Consider the following 25,580-nt stretch of genomic DNA (forward strand, 5'->3'; position numbering starts at 1 on the left):
CGTCCGACCACCACCTCCTACTCCCCCAACAACTCCGACTTCTTCCCACTCCACGTCACCACCAGCGCATCCCGCGCACGACTGCTGGCGACGTATAGAAGTGACCGCTCACGCAGCATCGCTTCCGACCGCTCTTCCTCAGCCACAGAACGAAGCGTCGCCGGAGACGGGACATGCTTGTCGTCAGCACCTGCCAACACCACGCGGGAGAACTCCATGCCTTTGGCACGGTGCATGGTCATCACCAACGGCTGGCCGGCTGTCGCTGCACCTTTATCGAGAGCACGCGCGGTCACCCCACGTTCACCGAGCCCCCGCACGAAGCGGTCCCGTTCCTCCTGGCTGCGGGTCAGAATAGCGATGCTCTCAGGCTGTACTACACCTTCGGCTAGCCACGCCTTGACCTTTGCCGCCACCGCTTCCAGCTCGTCCGCCATGTCGGAACACGGAATCAACTCGGGGACAGGACCATTACGGGCAGACCTGTAGTCGCTGGTCGACTCCGCACCCTGTTCCAGGTCGGTGTACTCCGCGCCTGACAGCACGCTCACTGCGAAGTGCAAGTTCTGCGCCGTGGTCCGGTAATTCAGGGTCAAGCGGCGCGATCGGCCAACGATCTTGATACCGAAGCGGCTCAACACAATTGGGCTGCCATAGATTCGCTGGTGAGAATCCTCCGCAATGAAGAGGTCGTTGGCCCCTTCCGCGACCAATGCCCGCAGCAATGCCCAGTGTGTGGCATGCAGGTCCTGCGCCTCATCGACGAGCACATGGTCAGCTAGGTAGGTGCCATCGGTCTCGGTCTTGATTCGCAACGCCTCGGCGACCAGGGCAAGCACCTCGGGGAAGCTGAGCGTCTCATCCATCTGGCTCTGTCGCCGGAACGCCTCGACCAGCTTCCACACCGCGATTCGTTGCGGTCGGCTCAGTCGGACTCCCCTGCCCGGCCGTGCGACCTTGGCGTACTGCTCCAGTGTGGTGATTCGGTTCGCGAGAACCACTGCCACATACTCGGATTCCAGGAAAGCCGGCGTCGCCAACGCGGAATCCAGGCCCGCATCGACACTTTGTGCGACATCACGCCACACCGCATCCGCCGATGTCCGCTTGGCGCTGAATTCCAACGCGCTGCTGCCGAAGATCCGTTCACAGGCCGTGGGCACCAGGTCGCGGGACCGATCGAGCACGGCTTTGCCCAGCGCGTCAATGCCGCCCACATACACCCCGGGGTCCCCCGGCCACTCGGCGATGCGCACGTTGGGGTCGAGGGCCAGCAGGTCGGTCTTGAGGCCCTGGGCGAGCGTTGAGTTAAAGGTTGTCAGGATGATCCGCGCCGACGGGTTGTCATGGGCGATCCGGCGTGCGCGGTGGATGGCTACCACGGTCTTGCCCGTGCCGGCTCCCCCGGACAACCGGAATGCGCCGCTGAAATCGGCATCGACGTACTTGCGCTGTTCGGGGTGTAGGAAGGTTCGCCAAGCGGCGAAGTCGCCGCCCTCGATCACACGCCGCAGCTCTTCGTTGTCCTCGATGAAGGCGAACTGCATCTTGGACGCGGGGCGTTCGAGCGCCTTGATGATCTGCTGGTTCTCGTCGAGGTTCGGATCGACAGGTTCCTTGGTGAAGCCGTGCTTATCGCGGATGTCATCGATGGAGATGCCGGTGGCCAGGTCGAGCAGCGCGCTGCCTTCCCAATCGAGGCCGTTGGCGGCGACCTCCAGCAGTTCGGATTCGTCCGCCGCCGCCATCGCCTTCGTGGCGAGCGCGGCGCCAATTCCCAGCCCGTCGGTGAGATCGGCTTGGCTGTAACCGAATCCGGCCAGGTAGGAGACGTCGGGCTTTGAAACCGGCACAGCGGGGGCCGAGACTTCCGCAGCGGCCGCGGGCGGCTCCCCGATCAACCCCTCCAACGTCCCGTTGATCGGGTTGACGCGCAGGGTAGCGCGCTCTGCGAGCTTGTTCGCCTCGTCGTGCGGCCAGGTTCCCATGTAGATGTAGGTTGTTCCGCTGGACTTGTCGTCGACGCGAAACATGATCGCACGCCAGTACAGGTCCACGCGGCCGGTGCGCACCCGCGGATCGACCGCACCCTTCATGGGTTCGATATGCAGACTCGGCTGGGTGTCGTCGACGTTGAGCTTCTCGAAGAAGTCGTAGACCTTGTTCTTTACCGAGCCGTCCAACTTGGACATCGTCTTGCTGTTCGACGCAATTACCAGGTTCGCCACCTACACCACTCCGTTCAACTTCAGCGCCGCCACGATTTGCGCGGGCTCCGGCGGGCACAGCGTCCAGCCATCGGCGTCGGCAGTCCCGTCGAGAACCACGCCGATATGTGCATCCGCCCACGCAAGGTCGATGACGTCGCCCTCGTCGGTTTCGTATCCGAGCACGGGCACCGCGGCACCGGACTCCGCCAACGCCCGGATGAGGTTACGTTCGACCTCCGACACGGCTTCGTCTAGAACTGCCTGCCACTCTGGCGAAAGCGTGGACTCCGCTGAGGTCTCGGTCGCCGTCAGCGGCGCCGCGTCGAGCAGCGTCCGGGTAGAGACCCGGCTATGGTCGCTGATACCGAACCAATTCGACAGGCGCAACCACTCTTTCCACGCTTTGCCGTCCAGTGCTACCACCGCGGCGTCGCGGTCATCGACGGCGAGGATGGCGTGTGGGGCCTCCTTGGTGCTGCGAGCACCGGCGGTGACGGTCAGACCGCCGTCGGTCCATGCCCAGCACACCTCGGACCCACCGGGCGGGAACCCTCCGACACCGTCGAGCGCCGCCATCGCCGCGGCAGGGAGCGCGTCGACACCGGCCTTAACCCGGTTGTCCCCGCGCACGAACAGGTACGGCATCCAGGTACTCAACTGCCGCCAGGCATCGACGTCCGGTGCGACCATGAACTCCAGCAGCTGCGTCACCGGATCCTTGGACAACAACCGAACGAGCCCGGGCTGGACGTGGAATTGGCTGGTGACGATGCCAGCCGCTTTCTGGTCGAACCACGGCGGCTCGACTGACTCGGCGGACTTGAAGCGCTGCAGGTCGCCGTGGCTGAACGACCACACCAGGTAACCGGCCTTGCGCAGCGCAGCACGCTTGTCAGCGTCATCAGCGACCCGATTGCAGCCAGGGACCGCGTGGAAGGATCGGCCGTCGCCGAAGATGGCGATCTGGGGAATATCGGGGTCGGCCGTTTGCAGGACGAAGTCGGGTTTGACGAAGCCGAGCGAAACCTGCGGCCGCAATGACCATTTACGGGCCTTGGCGCCTTGCACGGTGATGGTGGCCGACGGGCCGTAGGTGCCGGGCTTCTCCGCCACCGCGGCGCCCATCGTCTTCACGCGTGCGATGAACGATGAGTAGAAGTCACGTTCCAGGAAGGACTCGTCACTGACCGGTGTGACCGGTGGAGCCGTCTCGGTCACCTCGGCCGTCCAGTCGGCGAGATCCGGGGTGGCGTGTGATCCGATATCGAGAATGTCGTCGAGCAGGTTCAGCGCCGCCAACCGCGACACCTTGTCCATCTCGTGCGGTGCGGCGAACGGCAGCAGACAGCGGTGGCAGGCCAGTCGTTCCTCGTCACGGCAGGGGCATTCCCGCACGATGCGGCGTGCAGCCGCCAAGACGGCGAATACCTTGGTGTGGTCGGCGAACTCGGCAAGGTATCCGGTTCCTCCCGGGACCGTGTCGTGGATCAACAGGGCACGCCGGTCAGGTGCCCAGAGAGCGTCACTGATGGTGGCAACATCGAGGTGCTCGGGTGAACCGCCGATCACCTCACGCAGGCCGAGCATGATCGCTGCGGCCAGGCTGGGGTGGGCGAAGCTGTCGTACTCCATCTGCGGCGGCAGATGCAGCAGCACCCCCTGGGTACGCAGTCGCCGGGCGAGCGCGATATCGCGGACGTCTTCCGTGGGGGAATCGCGCAGCCGGCACCAGGTCCGGTGTTCGTAGCGGCTGTTGCGCCCGGCGTCACGGTCGAGTTGGCCGCACGACGCGCACAACCGGAACAATCCGCTGTTGGATTCCTGGCCGGCGATCATCCGCGGCTTGCCCTTGGAGGCGCGTCTGCCGAGGTTGATCCAGCGAATATCCAAGCGCCGCAAATATTCCGCACCGAACGCTGACGCGGAACGGAACCAGGTGGTGCCGACCTGAGTGGGGTCGACGTCAGCGGCGGTGACGACGGTGTAGGGCTCGCGTTTGCGGTCATCGCGCAACTCGTTGATGGTGGCCTCGTCGCGGCGGACTTCGGCGGACACCCGGGTCATTTCGACGACGGGCAGATGCTGGCTGACATCGGCGATGGCGGTGCTGTGGCAGCGCGGGCAGGTCGTCGCCGGATCGGCGGCGATCCCGGACGGGCTGATGCCGGCCCAGCCGCACTGCGGGCAGACCTGCCAGGCATGGATGTTCGATTCACCTGTGCCCAGGTCGACGGCGTCGATGGTCACGGCGAGGCCTTGGGCGTAGAAGGTGGCGCCGGGAGCGAGTTCGGTCAGCGCGACCCGGGAGCCCCGCTGGTAGCTCAGCTGTTCGCCCATGTAGTCGTTACTGTCCGGGTCAATCCAGGTGACCCCGACATCGAGGGTGACCGCATCGTCGAGCAGCGTGTAATTGGGCAGCACGCCGTAGCGTTCCAGGACCGATATCCAGTAGTCGCGAGTGAGCGAGTTTATCTGGGCACCAAGCAGTTTACGTGATCCCCTCGCGATCTTGAGGGCGCGCCGGTCATCGTCCGTGGCTGCCGGCGAGGAGGCGCGGCGTTCGAACTCGGGCAGATCTGCTTCGACTGTGGCCAGCCGCTTGGTCAGTTCGTCGAGGTCGTGACGCCAGGCGTAGGACGCTGACAGTACTCGCTGGGTCAGTCCGCTGGGTCCGCCCTCCGGCGGTGCGCTGGCCCATGATCGCAACGCTGCGACGGCATCGGGGCTGAGGTGTTCGCCGAACTGATGTAGGAATCGGTCCAGCAGTATCTCCGATTCGGTGGCCGCGGTTTCCAGCAGCCGTGCGAGCCAGCCCTTTTCGCTGTCGTCGCCGAGAACCGACCGTGCATCCTTGGGCGGGTCGAGCTGCGGGTCGCGGGCGAACTGGTCGACGATATGGGCGACGTACTGGCGTTGCAGGATTTCCTCGGCGCTCAGGAAGGTCGCCGGCGGTCGGACGTCGCCCTGGATCACCGACAGCGGTTCGAAGAGTTTCGGCAGGTGCTCGCCGCGGCCACGGACGTAGGCCAGCACCAACGAGTTTCCGGTGAGCCGGCCGGCGCGGCCGACCCGCTGCAGATACGACGACACCGATCGGGGTAGCGAGCCGAGCATGACCGTCGACAGGTCGCCGATGTCGATACCCATCTCGAGGGTGGGGGTGGCTACGAGCACGTTGGGTGCTTGCGGGTCGGCGCCGCCGCGTTTGAACGCGGTCTCGTATTCCAGCCGGGTCTTGGTCGGTAGCAGGCCGGTGTGTTCGCGAGCCACCACGCGTTTCATCTCCGTCGACTCGTACAGCCGTCGGTAGAAGTTGTCGTCCTTGGCAACGCGGTGCAGTCGGCCGGGGCACCGGTTCAGGGTGCAAGGCGCACCGTCCAGCTCGTCGACGGTGGTAGCGCTGCCCGGCGTCGGGGTCTGGCAGATACTGCACGCCAGCAGGTGTCGCCCATCGAGCAGCGCGTCCAGGCTGGGTGAGCTGACCTGGACGGTGGCCGGCGCCAACCCGTACACGGTGGATCCGGTTTCGGTGGCGAACGTGGACAGCAGCATCTGCTCGGCAAGTTCGGCGAACAGCGCCTTGGCCAGGAAGGTGCCGTCGGCGGGGCTGACATCCAGGCAACGTGACGTCCACTGGGCATACCAGGACGACGGCGCGGTGATCGAGTCGAATCCTTCCGGCAGTGCCCCGGCTCCGGATTTCAGCGCCGGGAATGCCGGGGCGGGTCGGCCTTTCGGGAACGCGGGCATACCCTGGCCGCGCGGACGTCCGCCCCAGACGTGGTAGCGGTTGGCGTTCTTCTCCAGATAGGGCCGCAGCCATTCGTGGTGGATGCCGCCTCGGGTCCGGATGCGTTCGACGACGCCGCGGACCCACTGGGCAAGTGCCTCGTCGGGCACTCCGGTCAGAGGCAGTTGGGTCGGGTCGGCTTTGTCCAGGGCGCGCCGGCCGATGATCGGAGCGCGATGTGGGGCTCCGAGGTACACCTCGGCGACGACGCTGCCGGTCAGTTCCAGGGTGCGGCCGGTGCGCGAGTTGAGGCCGAACTCAAGATCGACGTCAAACCGCAAGCGGCGCCTGGCTTTATTTTCCGCGGCTCGCCGGGAGTTGGGGTGGGCGTCGGGTTTCCAGAACGCGACGAACTCGTCGCGGTCGACGATGTCCGGCGGCAGCAGCTGGTAGCGCAGCATCGGGTCGGTGCCGGCACGGGCGATGACCGCCAAGGCCAGTTCATCGAGGTCGAGTTCAGCGTCGCTGAGCGCACCGCGCAGCGCGGTCCGCAGACTCAGACTGTGCGAGCGGGCTTGCACAAAGCCAGCGCGGTGCGCGGCGTCCTGCACGCTGTCGGTGAACATCAGCGCCTTCTTCTCAGCGGCGTCAAGATGCTTATCGCCGAACATGTTCGACAGCGTCACCGACAGTTGGGTAGCCACCGCGCTGCCCAGGAAGCGGATGCCATCGTCGGCACCACACGCCGGACACACATCGTTCTTGGACTGCTCGTCGGCCTCAGGGCCGATCAGGGTGAGCACCGGCAGCACCCGGCCGTCGACCACGTCGGGGCTCTGCGGGTCGGGGGTGGTGTCCTGCAGTTCGCGGTGGTCGACGTGGAACCAGCGCAGGCCCGGGACCCCGCCGGGCACCTGCGCCTCGGCGGGCGCGGAGATCAAAGACCGGAACCGGGACGCCCCGGCAGCATGGTCGGCCCGGATCGCCTCGTCGGTCACATCCAAGGCGCTGCCGGTGGGCGCAAGCCGGGCGCCCCAGCCGGAACGCCCACAGTGCCGGCAGTACACCGCGGGCAGGAACAAGCCGTCGTCCTCGGCCGAGGTGCCGTCGTCGGACCACCGGTATTCGGTGGCGGCGCGGACCACCCGGTCGACGCGGCTGAGTTCACGGATCCACAGATGGACGTCCACCCCGAGCGCAGCGCGGCCGGCCTCGGCACGGACGTGGGAAAGCATGGCGAAGACGAACTCCAGGAACCGCATCTGGGTGGCCCGGGTGCGGGCGGCGTCACGATCGACGGGTACTGCCGGGAAGACTCGTTCGGCGAGGTCGGCCAGCGATACCGCATCGACCGCGTTGTCCAGGACGGCCTGCAGGAACCGGTGCCGTTTGAGTTGGTCCAGTAGATCCGCCGCATCAGGCGCCCCCGAACTACCTGGCGCTGACGCATTTTCGAAGAGTTCAGCGAACACGGCATCGGCCAGGGCATGGTTCCCGTCGCGGGTTCCATCGACTTCGGCGATGCGCTCGACGGCGTCGGGCAGCGCCGGCTCGATCGGCTTCCATTCGTGGTCGCGGCTACCGAGCCTGGCCCGGCGCCACTGGTCAGGGGTGAGGCGGGTTTCCTCGATCACCGCATCGGCACCGAACGGCTCGCCGAACACGGTGTAGGCGAAATCGAGCATCGTCGACGGAGCCGCGCGTGATCCGAGGGTGGCCGAAGTCGCGACCGGGGTGACCCGGCCCAAGGGTCGCTGCCGGTCCTCGTCGGTGACCCGAGTCTCGGCGGTCCAGTGCGCTTTGAGGGTCAGCCCGAGGCGGCGCAGCAGCATCGCCACGTCGGTGCCCTGCGCCCCGTCGTAAGTGTGGAATTCGTCGAGCACCAGGTACTGCAGCGACTCGGCGGACAGTCGCCACATGTCGGCCCGGCCGGGATGCAGCAGCAGGTGGTCGAGCATCTTGTAGTTGGTCAGCAGGATGTCCGGCGGGGAATCGTGCATGAGGGCGCGGTCGGTTATCAGGCCCTCCGCCGAGACCCGGGTCCGTCCCCCGCTGGACTGTTCACCGGTGTAGAGCCCAGCGGTGACCCCTGACAGTGCTGGATCCCCGGCGATCAGTTTGGCCAGCCGCTCGGCCTGATCGTTGGCTAGCGCGTTCATCGGATAGAGGATGAGCGCCTTCATTCCCGCGATGCCAGACTTCTTGGCGCGCAAGACATGATCGAGGATCGGGTAGAGGAAAGCCTCGGTCTTGCCCGACCCTGTACCGGTGGTTACCAACGTCGGCTGTGGTCGGTCATGGTGCTTGGTTGACAACCGCGCAAACGCAGCCGCCTGGTGGCCATACGGGGTGAAATCGGCAGGCCAGCAATCCAGATGCTCGGACCAGTCATCACCCGACGGCGCGAACGGCAGCCGCAGGCGGACATACGGTCCCTTGAACATCCCGGTGTCGGGGTTGCCAATGAAATCCGTGAGAGCCGCTTGGGCGTCTGGGTCAGTCAGCGCGAATGTGGTTGCCAGATAGTCGGTCAGGCCTTCGCGTAGGTGCTCGGCTTGCAGGGTCGGGAGAAGCACGCCCATCAGGACGTCCTTCGCTTTGCCCGGCGGCGCTGGGGCTTCAACGCGCGGCCGGCGTTCCATATGGCGTGGTCAATCTCCCAAGCGGTCACGGAACGGTCCAGTCTCTGAGTGACGTGCGGAATAAGTTGCTCGACAACGTGTCTCGCGTCGTCGGGCTCGACGGTCACCCCGTGGTGATCGAGCCAGCGCAGCACCATTCGGTCCGGTTTGATCAGGTCGTCCTGACCGATCAGCATCCAGAGATAGCCACGCCGAACCCCCTCGCTCCCTTCGCCGGGAATCTGGCGCAGCGCAGCGTCCAGCTTGTCGAACCGCGTCGTGTCATCGAACAAGTCAATGGCCTCGGGCATGGTGATGGCGCCATGATCGATGAAGACCTTTGCATGACGCAGCACGGCATCTGCTTTGAGAATTCCGCCGCGGGTGGAAGTGCGCTGCCGGTTAGTCAACACGGTCAGCTCATCCACGCTCAGTTCGGTGAGCCCGGTCACCGGTAGTGGGTCGTCACCGATCGGGTCTGCCGCTGGAATGGTCGGGTGGTCGACACCGAACTTGGCAGCGATTTTGTTGCGCACCAAGGGAACGACGACTTTCTCGTAGTTGGCGCCGATGCTCCACACTGCATCCGCGATAGCCAGGCTCAGGCTGACCCAACGACGCTCGCGCGGCTGTGGATTCAACGCCACCACAGCATCAATGAGTTTATTGAGCGCTGCTTCGTCCAGCGGCCCTTTGGAATTCATCACATCGTCCTTCGGCGTCATCAGGCCGAGTCTTCTGATTGCACGATGTTGGAGAAGTGCTTGTGCGCCAACTCCATATCGCGTTCTCGGTCGACCCCGACAAAAGGCTCGACATAGGTGACGCCGTCGAGGGTCAAATCATCGACCTTTAGAGTGCCCTTCTTGCGATATTCCGATGCAAGCTTGCCCGGTAGTTGCCGGCCGTTCGCGTCGTAGAGGGCGTCGCGTTCGTACTTCCGTAACACTGGGAACTGCGTTCGGTAGATCGTGAGTAGTTCCTCGGCGGTGATGCCCAGCATGATAGCGACAATGGCGTCGATCTCGACCAACGCCTGACGGCGGTCAGCGGCGCGGCGCAACGGTATGGACCAATCCCATTTCTCTTTGACGGTACCCAACGACGTGTGGTCGGCGTAGTCGACGCCGATGTGCGGGACCCACGAATCCTGCTGCCACGCTTTGTCGTACAACTCCTCCCACAGCGGGGCGTAAGGACGAACTAGGCAGTTGAGCCTTAATGTTCGATGCACCAACACGTTAGCAAGTTGGTGATCATCAACGAAAGGGATCATCTGAATTGCACTCGTACGCAGGTCGGTGTATCCAGCCAGCTTAACCAAGAAGTCAACAGGGATGGACGACCAGATCCCAGCGGCAACAATCGTACGAAAATCTGAACCCAGTCGGCCCGTTGCAACTTGCTCGATATGACATAGGCCCAGAGGCGCAATGGCCGACAACAGCGTTCTTTCCATTCCGTCATCCAGGCGGCGCCGCCACATCAAACGGAAGAATTCAGCACTGCTTCGCCCGCCCCAATGTGGATATGCGGATAAATAATCTGCAATAGGTTTCGACACCGAATAGATCGAGCGAGGTATAAAGTCCTCACGAATAGACAGTAGATCAATTGCCGAATAGTCCCTATGATTCTTGGCCGATGGCCCCACTTGTTGGGCTATCGGATTCGCAACGTTGATATTTGGCCCATGATAAATAACTTCGTCCCACGACGGACGCACACCCGGACTCCGCTTAAAGAGACCGTGGACGCTTCTTTTACCCTCTTCCCAACCCTGGGTCATTTCGAAGTCATCCATGGGCATACGTTTAGATCGCAATATCTTCCGCAAGACAGGCTCACTGGAAGAAGTCGGCGCAAGAATCATTCGAGTTTGATTAATAGCAACATCATGGGTTTCGAGCAGATCACGCCATAAGGTAAGAAGCTGCGAGTCTACCCACGTAATTCGCGACCTATGCGGCACAGTCGACCACTCATCGTCTATCGTCTTTATCCCGGGCTCGACCCCCATCCCATCGTGAGCAAGCGAGCGCCCAACAGTATCCGGGTGGAACAAGTGCGCGGCTTGGAGGAATCCCACTTCGCGGCGCTTCGACGAATATACGTTAACGCTGAACTGTCGGGTATTTCCGATCTCGGAGAACAATTTCAACTGGTTCTTAAAATACCAGTGACGCTTCAAACGAAGATAGCATTCTGCTCGAAGCAAACGTGCGCCAACATCGGTGAAATGTTTCGCCGGGTGTACCAATGCTACAATCCCGCTTGATTTCGAAGCCCGCCATCCATGAATGATGAACGACCGATAAAGATTGAGCGTTACACCTTCCAACAAGGATGAATCGAATGCCACGTTCAAAAACTCGGAAGTGCCAGCCTGATCAGATCTCTGAGCTAGAACCTCACGCCGAATGGCTGAATCTGTCACCGCAAGTTCAAATCGGCTAACCCCATCGTGATCATTCGGATTATCTACGAGTGCCCACCACGGGTCGAACTCAGCAAGCACAGCGTAGGGATCCCAATCGGGTTGAACCCATGGAGGGTTACCAACCTGGAGGTCAAAGCCGCCGCGCACAAAGACAGGTGCGAAGTCCAACTCCCAGTGGAAAAATCCCTGCGATTCGGCGATGCCCTGACTGACCCTCAGCCACGGGAATCCGTCGAGCACCTTGTCCAGTGAAAGGGCTTGAGAGAAGGCCCGATCGGTGTCCTCAGCGACATCCAACTCGGACCAGCTCAGATCACCGGCGAGGCTGGTCTGACCGTACTTCTCGAACTTACCGGCCTTTGGCGGCACACCGAGGAGCGCCTCCAACCCGCCAACCCACTGGTCCCAGTCGGGGGGCTCGACGTCGGTGGTCAGCGGCCAGGACCACAGTGCGCACCAGGCGTCCATCGCTCGCCGCAGCCGGCGGTAGGCGCCGTCCTCGTCGTTCAGCACGGTCTCAATCTGTTCCCGCGTGACCGCGGCGCCTGACCGGTCGTGTTGATGCAGGCCCCAGACATCGATATCGCGGCGAATCTCCGATTCTGCGATCGTCAGCCTCCGCAGCGTGAACTCCCACAGGGTCTCCACGCGGCGCGCGAGAGCCGCCAAGCGCTTCTTGATGCCCGCACTCGGGTTGGTGCGAATCCCGTTGCGCCACAGGCGCAATTCTTCGCGTTTGTCGGCGGCGTAGGTCTTTGCTTCGTCGGTGTCGACGACTGCTCCCCAGCCGTGCGCGGGCAGCAGGAAGTGGTGAATCCCGGCACCGATCTCGTCACCCAGGGGAACATCCTTCGGCACTGCCGTCAGCCACGCCTTTTTGGCTAGCTCGGTCTGCGCGTACACCGCGCGGCGCGCGCCGATCAGCGAATTGCCGCGGCGCAGGTGCAGGCCGAACCAGGGTGCTTGCAGGCCGGCGACCATGGTGTCCAGCCACAATGAGATCTCGGCCAGTTCCACTGCCGTCGCATTCAGGTCGACCCCGTACACCTGATGCAGCGCCAGGTAGGCCTTCACCTTCTGCAACTCGACCTGGTAACGGTCGGCGTCGATGACCTCGCCGAGGTCCTCCTGCTTACGTTTGAGGTACTCAGCAGCCAGCTGTCTGACCGCCTCGATGGCGAACGCACCGGATCCCAACGCCGGCTCGCAGATGGTGAGCTCCAGGATCTGCTCGGGTGTGGTGCGCTGCCCATCCTGATCGAGTAGTTCGGCAAGCGCTTGGGACACCACGAATTTCGTGAGAACTTCGGGCGTGTAGTACGAGGCGGACTGCTGGCGCTCCCGGCCGGCGAGCCGGAACACGAAGGTGCCCTGGCGGTGAATCACCGGCTCCGTCTCGCCGGTCGCGTCGTTGATCTTCGTGACGAAATCGGACTTCGAGAGGTGGTCAGCCCGTGACACCGGGACCACCCATGAGCCCTTCTCCGGGTCCCCGTTCTTGGCAACCTCGTAGAGGTCTTCGGTGGCGAAAAAGCCGGTGTAGGACATCAGGCCCTCGTACACCGCGCCGAGCTGGTTGATCCCGAGCTCGGCATAGGAGATGAATCCGCGGTCAGACCCCTTGCGGCCCTTGGATTCTTTGGAGAGCAGCAGATGCTCCAACACCTGCTGAGTGGCCTCATTGCTGAGCTTGACTGCATCAATCAGCGCCGTCGCGGCCGGGGTGAACAGATCGGCGCGCAGCGCATTGAACTCCAGGCCCGGCGCCGGGTCATCGGCAACGTCTGCAGTCATCGGCGTGTGACCGGTGTCGACGAGCCGGAACAACGTCGCCAGCGACTCATACAGGTGGGTACCGTTCTTGGCAGCCGGTGAGACCAGTTCGGTCAGCGTCAACTCGCGCAGTCGGTCCAAGCCGTAGCCCTCACCGTACTCGGGAGCCCCCGACGGCAGCACCCGCAGCTCCGGGGACGCCTCGGCGTAGAGCAGGAACAGGATTCGGTACAGGAATCGCAGTGCATGCTTGGCGAGTTGCTGGGCGTCGATCTGATCCAGCGGCAAACCTTGCGCGGCGCGGCGGCGCACCACGTCATTAGCGATGATCTCAATCGACAGCCGAATGCCTTCGCGCAGGTCCTTGGACACGCCAACGGTGTGCTTGACCGAATCTTCGAGGATGCCTGTCCACCAGATGTTTCCATCGGCGTCAGGCAGAAGGGCGTGCCGACCCAGCATCGCGGCGACCCGGTCGAGTTCACCGCCGCGTTTGTCGTCGCGGCGCTCGGCCACCAGCAACAGGTCGACGGCCAGGTAGCGGCCCTCGGCCCAGCGTTCGGCCTCGGACAGCAGCAGCCACTGCCCGGCCTGCACCACCACGAACGCCGGCGGCTCGTCGGCACGGAACACGGCCGAGACGGCTTTGGATACCGCCTCAATCGGTTTGCCGTCCTCCTCGCCGTGGTACAGCAGGTGGCCAGTCTGCGGGTCCAGCAGGTCGTCGATCGACTCCACCGGGTGCGCCTGCAGGAATAGCGTGCTCGTCACGCCGGGCAGTTGCGCGTGTGGCAGCTGCAATTCGGTGCCAGCGCGTTCACCGGTGAAATCACCGAGTGTTTCGGAGTAGCCGAATGTGCGTCGCACCAAAGCATGCGCGTCGGCAGCACCAGTTGGGTTCTCGGCGAGCGCGGACAACGCGGTGTGTAGGTCACGAGTGTTGGCCAACAATTGCTGGCGGACGGTGTCGCGGCCTTCTTTGGCTTCGGCGTCCCACTGCTTGCGCAGTTCGATCACCTTGCCCTGGAAGGATTCCCGCGGCGAGTCGGTGGTGAAGTAGTACTCGCTGATCCAGTCCTCGCCGACGACGATCGAATCGTATGAGGCCACGATCTATCCGTCCTTCACTGTGGCGGCGGGAGTGTTTGCGTCGACGATGACCAGCAGTGGCCGCACCAACTGCTGGGTGGGGGCCAGCAGGTCGGCCAGGCGCTGTTCCTCGTTGATCCGGCGGCCGAGCTTGCCGACGCGTCCTTTCTGCGCGCCGAACAGTTCGGTCTGGTCGGCCTGGTCGTGCCAGCGCTGCGCGCGAGCGCGCCACTGTGAAAGCCGTTCGGTGGTGGCTTTTTCCTGCGCGTCGAGCACCCACCGCATCTCGCGTTGGGCGTTGTCCACGGCGACCGGAATGAGGGCGCGGTAGCGGTCGGCGTCGGCGACCGGGCCGGGGTTCGACGAGCCGGGCTTGAGTGCGGTGTCGGCGGTGAGGAAGCTGAGGTCTTCCAGCGTCTCCACCATGCAGAAATCCGGGTTATTCGGGTTGGGGAACGTCGCGGTGGAGAACACCCGCGAAATCAGTTGCCCGCGTTTGTTGGTCAGTGTTCCCATCAACAGCACGGTGGGCGCGTCGACGTCGCCGCGAATGACGAACACCTGGTTGCGGCCAAGCGCGGTTAGCGCCCGGTCACTAGCCCAGTCAAGCACCGGATGCAGCGGGCCGAGGTAGTGGGCTTCAGGCCAGGTGGTGTTGTCGACGCCCTTGCCTTGTCGCGCGACCCGCAGTTGGGCCTCCCCCACCGCTGGGTTGGTGGCGAGCTTGAGCCGTTCGAACACGCGGCCGTGCTGCAGATAGTTCTGCGGCAACTGAACGAGTCGCTGCCGCAGGTCTTTCGGCGGGGTGAGTTCGGCAATGCCGTGCGCCTTGTTGACCGTCCAGCCGACACCGTTGTGCTCCGGTGACGCGTGCGGAACGTCGTGAAACGCGGCGTGCAGGGCCTCGTCGAGGAAGGTGAGGTCGTCGGCGTAGAGACTCTGCCGCGCAGACGCGGGCAGCACCGGTGGGGTGTCGTCGTTCGCATCGAACAGAGCGAACAGTGCGTCCAGGTCGTCGCCGTCGGCGACCTCATCGGCGGTGCGGACCGCTGTACCCAGATCCATTCCCTTGGCGAGCACGTCGCGGATGGCGTTCTCCTCCTCGGAGACGCTGTGCTTACCCATCAGCGAGGCAACGTCACCGAGGGTCGAGTGTGCCTGGTTCTCGCGTTCCAATAGTTTGGAGAGCACGCGCAGGTCACCGGAGAACTCGGGATCGGTCGGTTCCAGGATGAGCGAGGAGATGACCGGTGGGTGCTTCTGTCCGTAGCGGTCGATGCGGCCATTGCGCTGCTCGATCCGGATCAGGCTCCACGGGATGTCGTAGTGGATGAGGTGGTGGCACTGGGCGTGCAGGTTCACGCCTTCGGAGGCGACGTCACCGGTGACCAGGACCCGGATCGGGGAGGTCTCCAGTTTGAAGCTGTCTACGATCTCCTGCTGCTCCTTGTCGCACAGCCCACCGTGCAGCATGGCGATGTTGTCGGCGTTCAGGCCGGTGGCCTTCGGCAGGTGGTCACGCAGCCAGGTCAAGGTGGCGACACGTTCGGCGAACACCACCGCCCTGATCGAACTATTTTGTCCGACACCGATTTCCGTGAGCCGCTGCACGAGGGCGGCGAACTTGCCGGCCGTCTCGTCGAGGGCCTTGGCGTTGAGGTCGCCGAGTGTTTTCAGCGCTTGAAGTTCGGCGCGCTGCTCGCGGTCGGCGTCGTCAAGTTTGTTGCGGCGCTGCTTGATCGACTCGGCCAGTGCCGCCGGCGAGGATAGGTAGGCCTTGGCGAGCGTCCACGGGAATAGCGCCTTGGTGTCCCCGGAGTACGGCGAACTGCCAGTCTGTGGGTGCAGCCAGGTCTGGGACAGTTCCGCGGCCACCGCGTCCTCGGCGGGTGAGGGCGTGACCAGGCGGTGGACCGGCTCGGCGCGTTCAGCCCAGTCGCCGCCGACCTCGACCGCGACGTCGGGGCTGTGCCGGTGTCGGCGGATGAGCAGCGATTCCACGTCCTGTTTGGTGAACGTGCCGTCCGGCTTGACCACGGTCGGGTCCAGCAGACGCAGCAGTTCCGCGAAAGATTCCTCGCGGCCGTTGTGCGGGGTGGCCGACGCCAGGATCAGCGCCTCGGTGTTGGGAGCGAGCACGCGGGCCAGCTCGTTGTTCTGGGTGCCCGTGTTGGTGAGGTTGTGCGATTCGTCGATGACGACCGCGTCCCACTGCTGGCGCTCCAGGTGGGCCTTGTAGCGCGGGCTCTTCAGGGTGTCGATCGAGATGATGGCCCGCTTGAAGTAAGTGAACGGGTTGCGGGTGGCGGGCAGCTTCTGGCGGACCTTCTGGATGCCGGCCGAGTCCAAGCGGACGAACGGCAACGCGAAACGGCACCACAGTTCGTGCTGCATCTGCTCGAGGACGTGCTTGGGGGTGACGACGAGGATGCGCTCGCCGCGACCGCGTCGCACCAACTCCGAGAGGATCATCCCGATCTCGATAGTCTTGCCCAGACCCACGGCGTCGGCGATCAGAATGCGGGGCCGGATGTGCTGCGGGTCGAGCGCCTTGGTGACCGCGGCCCGCTGATAGGCCAGCGCGTCCGCGAGCATGTGCGTCGAGACTGTCAGCGTCTGATCGCCATAGGGCACGGGCGTCTTGCGCAGCAGTGCTTCCAGCCAGAGCCGGGAGTCCCGATAGCCCGAGGAACCGTCGGCGACCACCTTTGCTGCTCTAGGGTCCTGGACCTCGATGGTGTCGAGACTCGAATAGAAGGCGGCCGTCGTCTCGGCCACGAGTTCGGACAGGCCGCGCACCCGGACGAGCCAGCCGTCGGCGCCCTGCTCGGCGGAGGTGACAAGCCACTCTTCGTCGCGGACGACGACCACTGATCCCGGTGCGACGTTGAGATCCGTCGTTTGCGCAGAAATGCCCCAGCCCTCCCCGAGTTTGCTTCGAGTGACCAAGTTAGCGCGCCTAGCCGACAGGTGGGTATCACTCGGCCGCTAGTTGTGTCGGAAAGGTCTGCCAACGGCAGCCATGCTTACGCGGGTGTCGGCAACCCGGAAACCAGCTTGCCCGCATCGACGTCCAAACCTTCAGCGATCTTGACGATCGTCTCCAGCCGCAGGCTGCGCTGACCGCGTTCGACCTTCCCAAGCTGCGTCCAGTGAATGCCGCACCGCGCGGCGGCAGCTTCCTGGCTGAGCCCGAGTTCGAGCCGGCGGGCCCGCACGCGCTCGCCGAATGCTCGCGTGGTCGCGTTTAACGGTGGGGTGGCCGGCACGGCTCCCAAGCACATACGTCCCAGGCGAAACAGGCCAGAGCGTATCGCCCCCATGCGGAACGTGCCTATACTCTGTCCTACTACACCCGACCGGGAAGGCGGACAGAGTGCTGGACGACCCCGACGAGGCAGTTTCACCAGACGAGGACGAAGACGCCGCCACTCTCGCCGATCTGGACTACCCGGCATCGCAGCGTCCCGAGTTCGCGACCGGCCGGGCCTATCAGATCCTCGACGAAGTAGCGCTGCGCATCCTCGAGATTCGCCTGGCGCTCATGGTGGTGACCGAAGAAGTTTCGCTTCGCCTGGACGATTTCTACCCACGCCTCACTGCCCTCGAATTGCTTGCCGATCAAGCCGTAGGTGCCGCAGGGCTGCTGCTCTTGAGCGCGGAACTCGACGATGCCTGGGGTTCACAGCCGTCCCGCCCTCAGGCCGTCTACGCCCGCCACAAGGCGGCGGTCAGCCGCGGGGCGCCACGTGCTTTCCCACCCGCGTCCTCACTGTGGCATTTCAACACCGTGCTCAAGGCGGTCGGGGAGCCCGCGATCGGCCCGGATTTCAGAGCCCGGCCGCAATGCCCGGCAACGATTCGCGACGGATCTCGGCAGTGCAGCAACGGCGTCCTCTACCTCGGCGGCAACGCGTTCGCCTCGGGTTGTTTCTCACATGCCACCGAAGCTGAACGCGACCGCTACCGGCAACACCAGGACGACCGGACCGAGGCCAACGTCGAGGCGGGCCAGCTGCAGCATCTGGCTCTCACCGGCCTGGGACGGAAGATCACCAGGGACTGGCTACGGCGCCGGCACGAACCGGGCTCGCTGTACCAGCTCATCAACCAACCCGACGGGCCCTTTCACCCCGAGTAGTGGACCGGGGGCGCATGGAACCAGGACCCATCCGCAGACAGCGCTGCCGTCATTGATGACGGCATTCACGTGCCACAGGATCGACGACGCGACGGCGAGTTCGCCACGGCGCGGGCGGCGCAGATCTTTCGATGAGATCGGCCTACGTCTGCTCGGTATGCGGCTGGCGCTCGATGCAGCGACTAAGGAGGCCACGCGGCGGCTCGACGATTTCTACCCGCATCTGGAGGCCCTGGACGCGTCGCCCCCGACGCCGTGGTGCCGCCGGGTTGCTACCTGATCAACGAACCTGCACCCGACGACCTCTCCTGAACTCCGTCCCCGTCAGTTCGCCCAAACCCGACCCCGCGTCGCGCACAAAAAACGCGCCCAATGCGCCCCTCCGGTTATCTGTAACTACTGCCCACCTGCAGCTTCCCAAAACCAGTCACACCTCTTGCACTAAGGTCACGAAACGGTAACGGCCATTTTCGTCCGTACGTAATTAAGCTGCACTCATGGCCGCCGAAAAGTGCCCCAGATGTGGTGACGATCTACCCACTCCGCCGCCGTATGGGCGGCGCGGCCGACCTCCTCGCTGGTGCTCACAACAGTGCCGCCGAGCCGCCTACGAGGAGCGTCGCGCGGCGGCCAACGGTGCGATCGCGGTGCGCATAGAAGTCGTCGAGAAACCCGTCGACAGGGTCGTCGAACGCGTGCGGGTGAAGGTCATAGAGCAGCGGGTCACACCCGCCAAGGCAGCCCGGATCGTCCTTGAGTCGCCGACTGCCTGCCGAACCGTCCTTGCGGGCCTCACCAACGAAGTCAACTCAGTTGACTTCGACTCCAAGGCGCACACCGCCACGATCAAAGCCGCTGAAGAGCTACTTCGAGCTCTGCGGCGCCGACGCCATCTCTACCTTTAGCCGGCCAGCTGGATGTAGAGCTCCCCCTACCCGCCGCACGTCATCCGAAAAGTGAGAACTGATCGCCTGCGGTCACGTTGGGGTTCTTGGGTTTCCGAGCCTGCCGCTGGACTGGCTTGGACGTTTCGCCGGGATCACAACGCGGCGCCGACCCTGGTTGACGTGGGAGAACGCGGCGGCTGTCGATGTAGTCCCGGATGTCGTCCTCGGCCATGCGCCATTGCCGTCCGATCTTGTACCCGGACACCAGACCTGCCCGGAATTCGTCGGCCAGCGAGCGCGCGGTCACCCCGCCGATGCGTTGGGCAGCCTCCGCCAGGCTGTACGTCAGCGGCTCCGGCGACGGCGAGCTCCCTGGTGCAGGGATCTCCGGGCCTTGCGTCTGATCGCACTGGCATGTGCAGCGCGACAGCAATTTCCGTGCCATACGACGAACGCTAAGCCCACACTGACCCTCGTTCGACAGCCAAACCGAATCGGTTCTGGACGGTTCGACGACGCTCGTCACGGCGCTTTGCGGTGCGCCGCAGTTCCGCTCGTGCCGTTTCGCTACATTTCGGTACATTTCGACACCTACGGCTTCCTGTTGACCCGCTTCGACTCGTCCCGTAACCAACTGTGCTGCAGCGGTATTCAAATTTTCCAGCGCCACAGCGCTGGAAATGAGTGACTTGAAAAGTCTTAGGAAATTGATTCGTCTTGGCTGCTGCAATGTCGGTGAGACGCCCTTTACCGTCTGCACATGGACGACATCGTCGCGGCGCGAACCACACTCCTATCGCACAGCTGCGACACCGCAATGCCACGAATTGCGGTGCGGCTGTCAGCGCTCCGGTCGCATCATCGCTCGCTCCCGCACGCTCGCTGCTGGCTGATGTCGAGAGGAGGTGAACCACGGTGAAGGACGATCTGTTCGACAGCCTGCCGCTGCTGTTGTCGGTGCCCCAGGCGGCGAAGATCCTGGGGATCAGCCGGGCCGCCGGCTACCGACTGGCCAAGTCCGGCGACCTACCGACCCGCCGACTCGGCGGTCGGGTGTATGTCGTGACTGAGTCACTTCGCGAGCTCGGCGCCGCGTGAAAGGCTCGGTCTTCCAACGCGGACCGAAGTGGTACTACAAGTTCCGCGCACCCGAACGTGACATGTCCACGGGCCGATACCCGTGGGTCACCAAGGGCGGCTTCCGCACCGAGAAGGAGGCGTGGAAGGCCTGCCGCGACGCCATGCGCGACGCCGACGAGGGCCGCGTCGTGCGCCCGACCGCCCGCACCTTCGCGCAGTTCTTCGACGAATGGTTCGCCGGCGTGCAGCCGACCCTCGATGCCACCACATGGCAAAGCTGGAAGGACTACGCCAGGCTGTACGTGGTGCCCCGGATCGGCGGCAAACGCCTCCAACAGCTCAACGAACCCGACCTCCTGAACCTCTACGGTCAGCTGCTCGCCGAGGGACGCATCAAACCGGACCGCGACAGCATCATGTATGTCAGCGGTCACGTTTTTCCTCAGGTTTGAGGGGTTTTCCGTCACGTAATTCCTCACCGGCTGTCACGTAATTCCCCACCCTGGGGTGTGTCTGGCCGGGGTTGGGGGTGCTGCTCAGGTTCGCTCCGTTCAGGTGCCCCGCCGCGGGGCCTGGAAGGGGCTGTAGTGGCGAGGAGATCGTGGAACGTGACCGATTTTGTGGAGATGTTCCGGCATTGGCATGCCGGGCGCTCGCAGGTGCAGATTCATCAGGCGTTGGGCATCGACCGAAAGACCATCCGCAAGTATTTGGCGCCAGCGGTGGCGCAGGGACTGTGCCCGGCGCCGGCGGAGGCGTTCGACGAGGCGCTGTGGCGGCAGCGGATCGCGGGGTGGTTCCCGGAGTTGGTCGATCCGTGTGCTCGGGCGCTGACCTGGGATCGTATCGACGGTCACCGGGAGTGGATCGATGAGCAGCTCAAGGTGCCGGTGACGGTGGCCACGATCGCTCAACGGCTTCGGGATGACCACGGTGCCGACGTGTCGGAGTCGACGGTGCGGCGTTATATCGCAACGACTTTCGCCGATCGCGGGCTGGAGGACAAGGCGACGGTGCCGCGCGGTGCGGTCGATCCGGGCAGTGAAGCGCAGATCGATTACGGCCGGATGGGCATGTGGACCGATCCTGACACCGGCAAGCGTGTGGCGGTGTGGATGTTCGCGATGATCCTGTCGTGCTCACGGATGCTGTTCGTCCAACCCGTGCTGCGGATGGATCAGCGGTCTTGGAATGCCTCGCATGTGGCGGCGTTCGAGTTCTTCGGCGGCGTGCCGGCCCGGTTGGTGTGCGACAACCTCAAGACCGGGGTGATCCGCCCGGATCTGTATGACCCGCTGATCAACCTGGCCTACGGCGAACTCGCCGCGTTCTACGGAACGTTGGTCGATCCGGCGCGGGCGAACAAGCCGAAGGACAAGCCGCGGATCGAGCGGCCGATGCCCTACATCCGGGACTCGTTCTTCGCCGGCCGGCAGTTCGGCTCGCTGGCCCAGATGCAGGACGAGGCTCTGCGGTGGGCCACCGAGGTCTACGGGACCCATAAGCACCGCGGGATGGACAACGCGCTGCCTAACGAGGTGTTCGCCGCGGTGGAGCGCGATGCGCTGGCACCGTTGCCGCGCAGGGGGTTTGAGCCGGTCGTCTACACCCTCGGGGTGCTCGGGACCGATTGCCACGTGCGCGCTGGGAAAGCGTTCTACTCCGCGCCGTGGCGGCTGATGGGCCAAAAGCTCACCGTCCGCGCTGCCGGGGACGTGGTGCAGATCTTCCACGACGGCGCGGTGGTGGCCACTCACGTGCTTCACCTGAGTGGCCGTTCGACCAACTTCGAGCACTACCCGCCGCAGAAGGTCGCCCACTGCTTGCGCACCGTCACCTGGTGCCGGACCCAGGCTGAGCAGATCGGGCCCGCGGCGGTGGCGGTCGTCGCGGAGCTCTCGACGGTCAACGCGATTCATCGGTTGCGTTCCATCCAGGGGATTGTCGGGCTGCGGGAGCGTTACGGCGCGGCCCGCCTGGACGCCGCGTGCGCCCGCGCGCTTGCAGTCGGCGATCCGCGGTATCGCACCATCAAGAACATCCTGGCCGCTGGAGCCGAATGCGACGGCCAGGACAGCGCCGAGTCTGCGGTGTTGCCGCCGGCGCTGCTGCGCGGACCGCAAGCCTTCGGCGCCTGACCGAGGGTGCCGCGCACCGCAGCGCGTCTGAAACCCAATCCTGTCACCTGTCAACCACTTTCACACTTTCATTGAACGGATCACTCACTCATGACGATTCACGATCCCAGCCTTCGGGCCGCGTTGAAGAACCTCAAACTCACCGGGATGCTTGACACCCTCGATGCCCGCCTGGCTCAAACCCGCGACGGGAAACTCGGCCACTTGGAGTTCCTGCAGGTGCTCTGCGAAGACGAGATCGCCCGCCGAGAATCGGCTGCTCTGGCCCGGCGGATCCGCCGGGCCCGCTTCGAGCAGCAAAACACCTTCGAGGACTTCGACTTCACCGTCAGCCCGAAACTGCCCGCCGCGATGCTGCGCGACCTGGCCGCGCTGCGTTGGCTCGACGCCGGAGAGTCGGTGATCCTCTACGGGCCCGTCGGAGTCGGCAAAACCCATGTGGCACAGTCACTTGGCCATCAGGTCGCCCGACGTGGAGGAGACATCCGCTTCGTCAAATGCTCACGCATGCTCGCCGACCTCGCCGGCGGGCACGCCGACCGCACCATCGGCCAACGCATGCGCGAATACACCCGGCCCCTGGTGCTCATCGTCGACGACTTCGCCATGCGCGAGCACACCGCCACCCAAAGCGACGACCTCTACGACCTGGTCTCCGACCGAGCCATCGCCGGCAAACCGCTCATCCTGACCAGCAACCGCGCCCCCAAGGACTGGTACCCGCTGTTCCCGAACCCCGTCGTCGCCGAGTCACTGCTCGACCGGCTCATCAACACCAGCCACCAAGTCCTCATGGACGGCCCGTCCTACCGACCCCGCAAACGCCCCGGCACGACCACCGGCTGACAACCCCGACCCGGCCAGCTACCCTCACCCACAGCAGGGCCCGAACCTGAGGAATTACCTGACGGAAACCCCTGGGGAATTACGCGACCGTCGACACATGTATGCGTACTGGGCCAGATGCGTCGCCGAAGGGCAGCCGCCGACACCGCGGGCCGTCGCCGTCGCCTGCGGTACCACAATCCACGCCGCCCGCGCAGCGGTGCGTCGTTACAAGGCAGGCATCGTGCCCAAACGCCAATCCCCTGGCCTGGCGCCCAAGACGGTCCGCAATATCCACACCATGATTCACCGCGCCCTGGCCGACGCCCTCGCGTGGAAGTACATCGCCGACAACCCGGCCTCCCACATCAAACCGCCGAAGAAGCCGCGCTCCCGGCGTCCCGTGTGGAATGCCCAACAGATCCAGACCTTCCTGAAATCCATCCAGACCGATCGGTTCGTGGCACTGTTTCTGCTCGAACTGACCACCGGTGTCCGGCGAGGACAGATCTGCGGCCTCAAATGGTCCGACGTCGACCTCGACGCTGCGCTGATCACCGTGCACGACAACCGCGTCGTCGTCGCCGGACGTGCCGTCAACAAGGCCGGCGGCAAGACCGTCAACGCCGACCAGACGATCGCGATCGACCGCGCGACGGTGGCCGCGCTGCGCCAGTGGCGTGATTTGCAGGACAAGGAGCGAGAGTTCTTTGGCCGCGACTACAAGTCCGGCGATTACGTCTTCACCTACGAAGACGGCCGACCCCCGCACCCCGACAGCATCCGCCAACGCTTCGACCGACTCGCCATCGCAGCCAGCCTGCCGCGCATCACGTTTCACGATCTGCGGCACTCCTATGCCACCGTCGCCCTCAAGGCCGGGATCAACCCGAAGGTGGTCAGTGAGCGGATCGGGCACGCTGATGTCGGTTACTTCTTGCAGACCTATGCGCACGTGTCACTCGATGACGACCGGGAGGCTGCCGAGAAGGCAGCGGGGTTTGTGCTTGGGGATGCGTGGCTATCTGGTACAGCCGACACTTAGCCGGCTACCTCCGCGCAACAGCCATCCGCGCCTCTGCCCTTGGTACCGGCGGCCTTTCACACACCGCTGCGGGAAACCCCACCACGCCAAGGGGCTTACCCGCAACGCGGGCATGTAACCCCCATAGGCTCCACTTTCAACCGGGTAAGGTACGGCCATGTCAAACTCGCTCGCCCTCAACATCTTCGTCGCCTCCCCGGGAGATTTGTCAACTGAGCGAGCAATTGTCTCCGCATGTATCGATGAACACAACGCACGCCAGAATCCCGATGGAGTTCGCTTCGCGATGGTCGGTTGGGAGACCGTTCGCGGAACAGCGAGGCGACCCCAAGAAGCCATTAACGAGCTGATTGCTGAATCCCACTTCCTGATTGCGCTATTTAAGGAACATTGGGGAAGTAACCCTGGGAGTCCGTGGGGTTTCACATCGGGAACCGAAGAAGAACTGTTCACCGGACTACTCGCCTTAGGTCAGCCCGAGCATCCGATGCGCGATATTTGGGTCGCATTCATCTCCACTACCTCACCCGCAGCGCAGATCGAAAACTTGCAGACTCAGATGAAGAGCAATCATTCATTGATGTACGAAGCGGTATCCGACTCGCGCGACTTGAAGACCAAGCTCACCGACCGTCTTGCGGGCTGGGCATCGGCGACCCAAGAGAAGGTTGCTCGACATATCGACCTTCTCCCCTCGTCCGGTAAAGACCTCCTCCGCGCTGCCTCGCTGGGTCGCGACGGAGCGAAGCTGGTTCAACTAGGGCATCCAGAGGCGGGTGGGCAGAAACTGAAAGAGTCTGCCGCATTGGGAGGGCCGCCGGAACAACTCGCGTACGCGAAATACCTTGAACGTCGCGGTGAATTGAATGCTGCACAAGAGATAATACAGAGTTCCATTAACTATTTCACCACCGGGCCTGGTTTATTGAATTCGCCGTCGGCCGCCGACGCATTTTCTGCCGACGCTCGAATATTGCGCCGCCGAGGCAAAGCGGAGGATGCAATCGGGCGGCTACAACAAGCACTTACGTTAGTAACTGGTGAAGATTCTGCTTCAATTGTCGTGTCGTGCAGAATTCTGGACGACCTTGGCCTCGCGTTCCAAGATGTGAAGGACTTCGATGCAGCACGAGACAGCTTTGAACGCTCACTCGAACGGCGCAGGGTGCGCGAGGACGTGGTGGATGTATGCCAGTCTTTGGTGAATCTGGCACGAGTTGAGGGCCGAATGGGGAACGTCGATTCCGCTAGCAAGCACGCAGAAGAAGCCCTTGCGGGATTGAGGGAAGTCCCACCAACCACACTCCATGCCAACGCGGAAGTGCTCTACGCTCAACTTCGACTTCGGCGGGGACAGGCGATACTGGCCATAGAAAATACAGAGCGAGCCATCGCAATAAACCGGCAGATAGGAAATCGCCACGGCGAAGCAATTGCCTTATTGCTTTCAGCGCAATGCCATAGGTCCGCGGGGAATTTAGCTTGCGCAAAGCAATCTGCGCAGGAATGTCTCGAATTAAATATATCCATGGGTGATGAATACGGACAGCGGCGTGCAAACTGGTTATTAAACCAGTTAGAATCGTCCGCATAGCGGAACC

The 25,580-nt window shown here is 63.8% G+C and carries 15 protein-coding genes; 8 read left to right on the plus strand and 7 right to left on the minus strand.

Going from position 1 to position 25,580, the window contains the following annotated elements; all coding sequences use genetic code 11:
* Window positions 1-17 precede the first annotated feature (17 nt).
* From L2Z93_RS14560 to L2Z93_RS14585, 6 genes are all read right to left on the minus strand, one after another.
* On the minus strand, window positions 18-2,228 hold the full coding sequence (locus L2Z93_RS14560) for a 3'-5' exonuclease (protein ID WP_090590629.1): 2,211 nt from the start codon (window positions 2,226-2,228) through the stop codon (window positions 18-20).
* A complete protein-coding gene (locus L2Z93_RS14565; RefSeq protein ID WP_090590922.1) occupies window positions 2,229-8,522 on the minus strand; it encodes a DEAD/DEAH box helicase in 6,294 nt (2,097 codons plus the stop codon).
* Entirely contained in the window at window positions 8,522-9,286 is a 765-nt protein-coding gene (locus L2Z93_RS14570) for a DUF8548 family protein (protein WP_234786189.1), read from the minus strand. The genes L2Z93_RS14565 and L2Z93_RS14570 overlap by 1 nt, the downstream gene beginning before the upstream one ends.
* Window positions 9,286-13,884: an Eco57I restriction-modification methylase domain-containing protein gene (locus L2Z93_RS14575; RefSeq protein WP_090590633.1), complete on the minus strand. Its 4,599-nt coding sequence runs from the start codon at window positions 13,882-13,884 to the stop codon at window positions 9,286-9,288. The genes L2Z93_RS14570 and L2Z93_RS14575 overlap by 1 nt, the downstream gene beginning before the upstream one ends.
* Before the next feature lie 3 nt (window positions 13,885-13,887).
* Window positions 13,888-16,776 carry a helicase-related protein gene (locus tag L2Z93_RS14580; protein WP_090590929.1) on the minus strand — a complete coding sequence of 963 codons (2,889 nt, stop codon included), beginning with the start codon at window positions 16,774-16,776 and terminating at the stop codon, window positions 13,888-13,890.
* Window positions 16,777-16,889: 113 nt separating this feature from the next.
* Window positions 16,890-17,132 carry a helix-turn-helix domain-containing protein gene (locus tag L2Z93_RS14585; protein ID WP_090590933.1) on the minus strand — a complete coding sequence of 81 codons (243 nt, stop codon included), beginning with the start codon at window positions 17,130-17,132 and terminating at the stop codon, window positions 16,890-16,892.
* Between the two features lie 107 nt (window positions 17,133-17,239).
* Here L2Z93_RS14585 and L2Z93_RS14590 point away from each other — a divergent pair, with 107 nt between their 5' ends.
* Window positions 17,240-18,004, plus strand: a complete 765-nt coding sequence (locus L2Z93_RS14590; RefSeq protein ID WP_090590637.1) for a hypothetical protein — start codon at window positions 17,240-17,242, stop codon at window positions 18,002-18,004.
* Between the two features lie 497 nt (window positions 18,005-18,501).
* A complete protein-coding gene (locus tag L2Z93_RS14595; protein ID WP_128111874.1) occupies window positions 18,502-18,909 on the plus strand; it encodes a hypothetical protein in 408 nt (135 codons plus the stop codon).
* Window positions 18,910-18,949: 40 nt separating this feature from the next.
* Here the strand turns inward: L2Z93_RS14595 and L2Z93_RS14600 are convergent, their stop codons facing one another.
* The gene (locus L2Z93_RS14600; protein WP_128111875.1) at window positions 18,950-19,336 is read right to left on the minus strand and encodes a helix-turn-helix domain-containing protein; all 387 of its coding nucleotides are present in this window, start codon (window positions 19,334-19,336) and stop codon (window positions 18,950-18,952) included.
* A 470-nt stretch (window positions 19,337-19,806) separates the two neighbouring features.
* Between L2Z93_RS14600 and L2Z93_RS14605 the strand changes: the two genes are divergently transcribed.
* From L2Z93_RS14605 to L2Z93_RS14630, 6 genes are all read left to right on the plus strand, one after another.
* Window positions 19,807-19,989: a helix-turn-helix domain-containing protein gene (locus tag L2Z93_RS14605; RefSeq protein WP_090590645.1), complete on the plus strand. Its 183-nt coding sequence runs from the start codon at window positions 19,807-19,809 to the stop codon at window positions 19,987-19,989.
* On the plus strand, window positions 19,986-20,423 hold the full coding sequence (locus L2Z93_RS14610; RefSeq protein WP_109395667.1) for a tyrosine-type recombinase/integrase: 438 nt from the start codon (window positions 19,986-19,988) through the stop codon (window positions 20,421-20,423). The genes L2Z93_RS14605 and L2Z93_RS14610 overlap by 4 nt, the downstream gene beginning before the upstream one ends.
* Window positions 20,424-20,579: 156 nt before the next feature.
* Window positions 20,580-22,109, plus strand: a complete 1,530-nt coding sequence (gene istA, locus L2Z93_RS14615) for an IS21 family transposase (protein ID WP_090590649.1) — start codon at window positions 20,580-20,582, stop codon at window positions 22,107-22,109.
* A gap of 90 nt (window positions 22,110-22,199) precedes the next feature.
* Complete coding sequence (istB, locus tag L2Z93_RS14620) at window positions 22,200-22,955, plus strand: IS21-like element helper ATPase IstB (RefSeq protein WP_090590652.1); 756 nt, start codon at window positions 22,200-22,202, stop codon at window positions 22,953-22,955.
* 97 nt (window positions 22,956-23,052) lie between these two features.
* Window positions 23,053-23,979, plus strand: coding sequence for a tyrosine-type recombinase/integrase (locus L2Z93_RS14625; RefSeq protein ID WP_090590656.1), 927 nt, complete (start codon window positions 23,053-23,055; stop codon window positions 23,977-23,979).
* Window positions 23,980-24,136: 157 nt separating this feature from the next.
* Window positions 24,137-25,573, plus strand: coding sequence for a tetratricopeptide repeat protein (locus L2Z93_RS14630; RefSeq protein WP_090590661.1), 1,437 nt, complete (start codon window positions 24,137-24,139; stop codon window positions 25,571-25,573).
* Window positions 25,574-25,580: the final 7 nt, after the last annotated feature.

The sequence above is a fragment of the Mycolicibacterium brumae genome, from assembly GCF_025215495.1.
In the GTDB taxonomy this organism is placed as follows: Bacteria; Actinomycetota; Actinomycetes; order Mycobacteriales; family Mycobacteriaceae; genus Mycobacterium; species Mycobacterium brumae.

Bases quoted from the DNA above. Each gene is read 5' to 3' on its own strand.
- L2Z93_RS14565 (WP_090590922.1), bottom strand. From the start codon at position 8,522: ATGGGCGTGCTTCTCCCGACCCTGCAAGCCGAGCACCTACGCGAAGGC.
- L2Z93_RS14570 (WP_234786189.1), bottom strand. From the start codon at position 9,286: ATGACGCCGAAGGACGATGTGATGAATTCCAAAGGGCCGCTGGACGAA.
- L2Z93_RS14595 (WP_128111874.1), top strand. From the start codon at position 18,502: ATGGCCGCCGAAAAGTGCCCCAGATGTGGTGACGATCTACCCACTCCG.
- L2Z93_RS14600 (WP_128111875.1), bottom strand. From the start codon at position 19,336: ATGGCACGGAAATTGCTGTCGCGCTGCACATGCCAGTGCGATCAGACG.
- istB (WP_090590652.1), top strand. From the start codon at position 22,200: ATGACGATTCACGATCCCAGCCTTCGGGCCGCGTTGAAGAACCTCAAA.
- L2Z93_RS14625 (WP_090590656.1), top strand. From the start codon at position 23,053: ATGTATGCGTACTGGGCCAGATGCGTCGCCGAAGGGCAGCCGCCGACA.
- L2Z93_RS14630 (WP_090590661.1), top strand. From the start codon at position 24,137: ATGTCAAACTCGCTCGCCCTCAACATCTTCGTCGCCTCCCCGGGAGAT.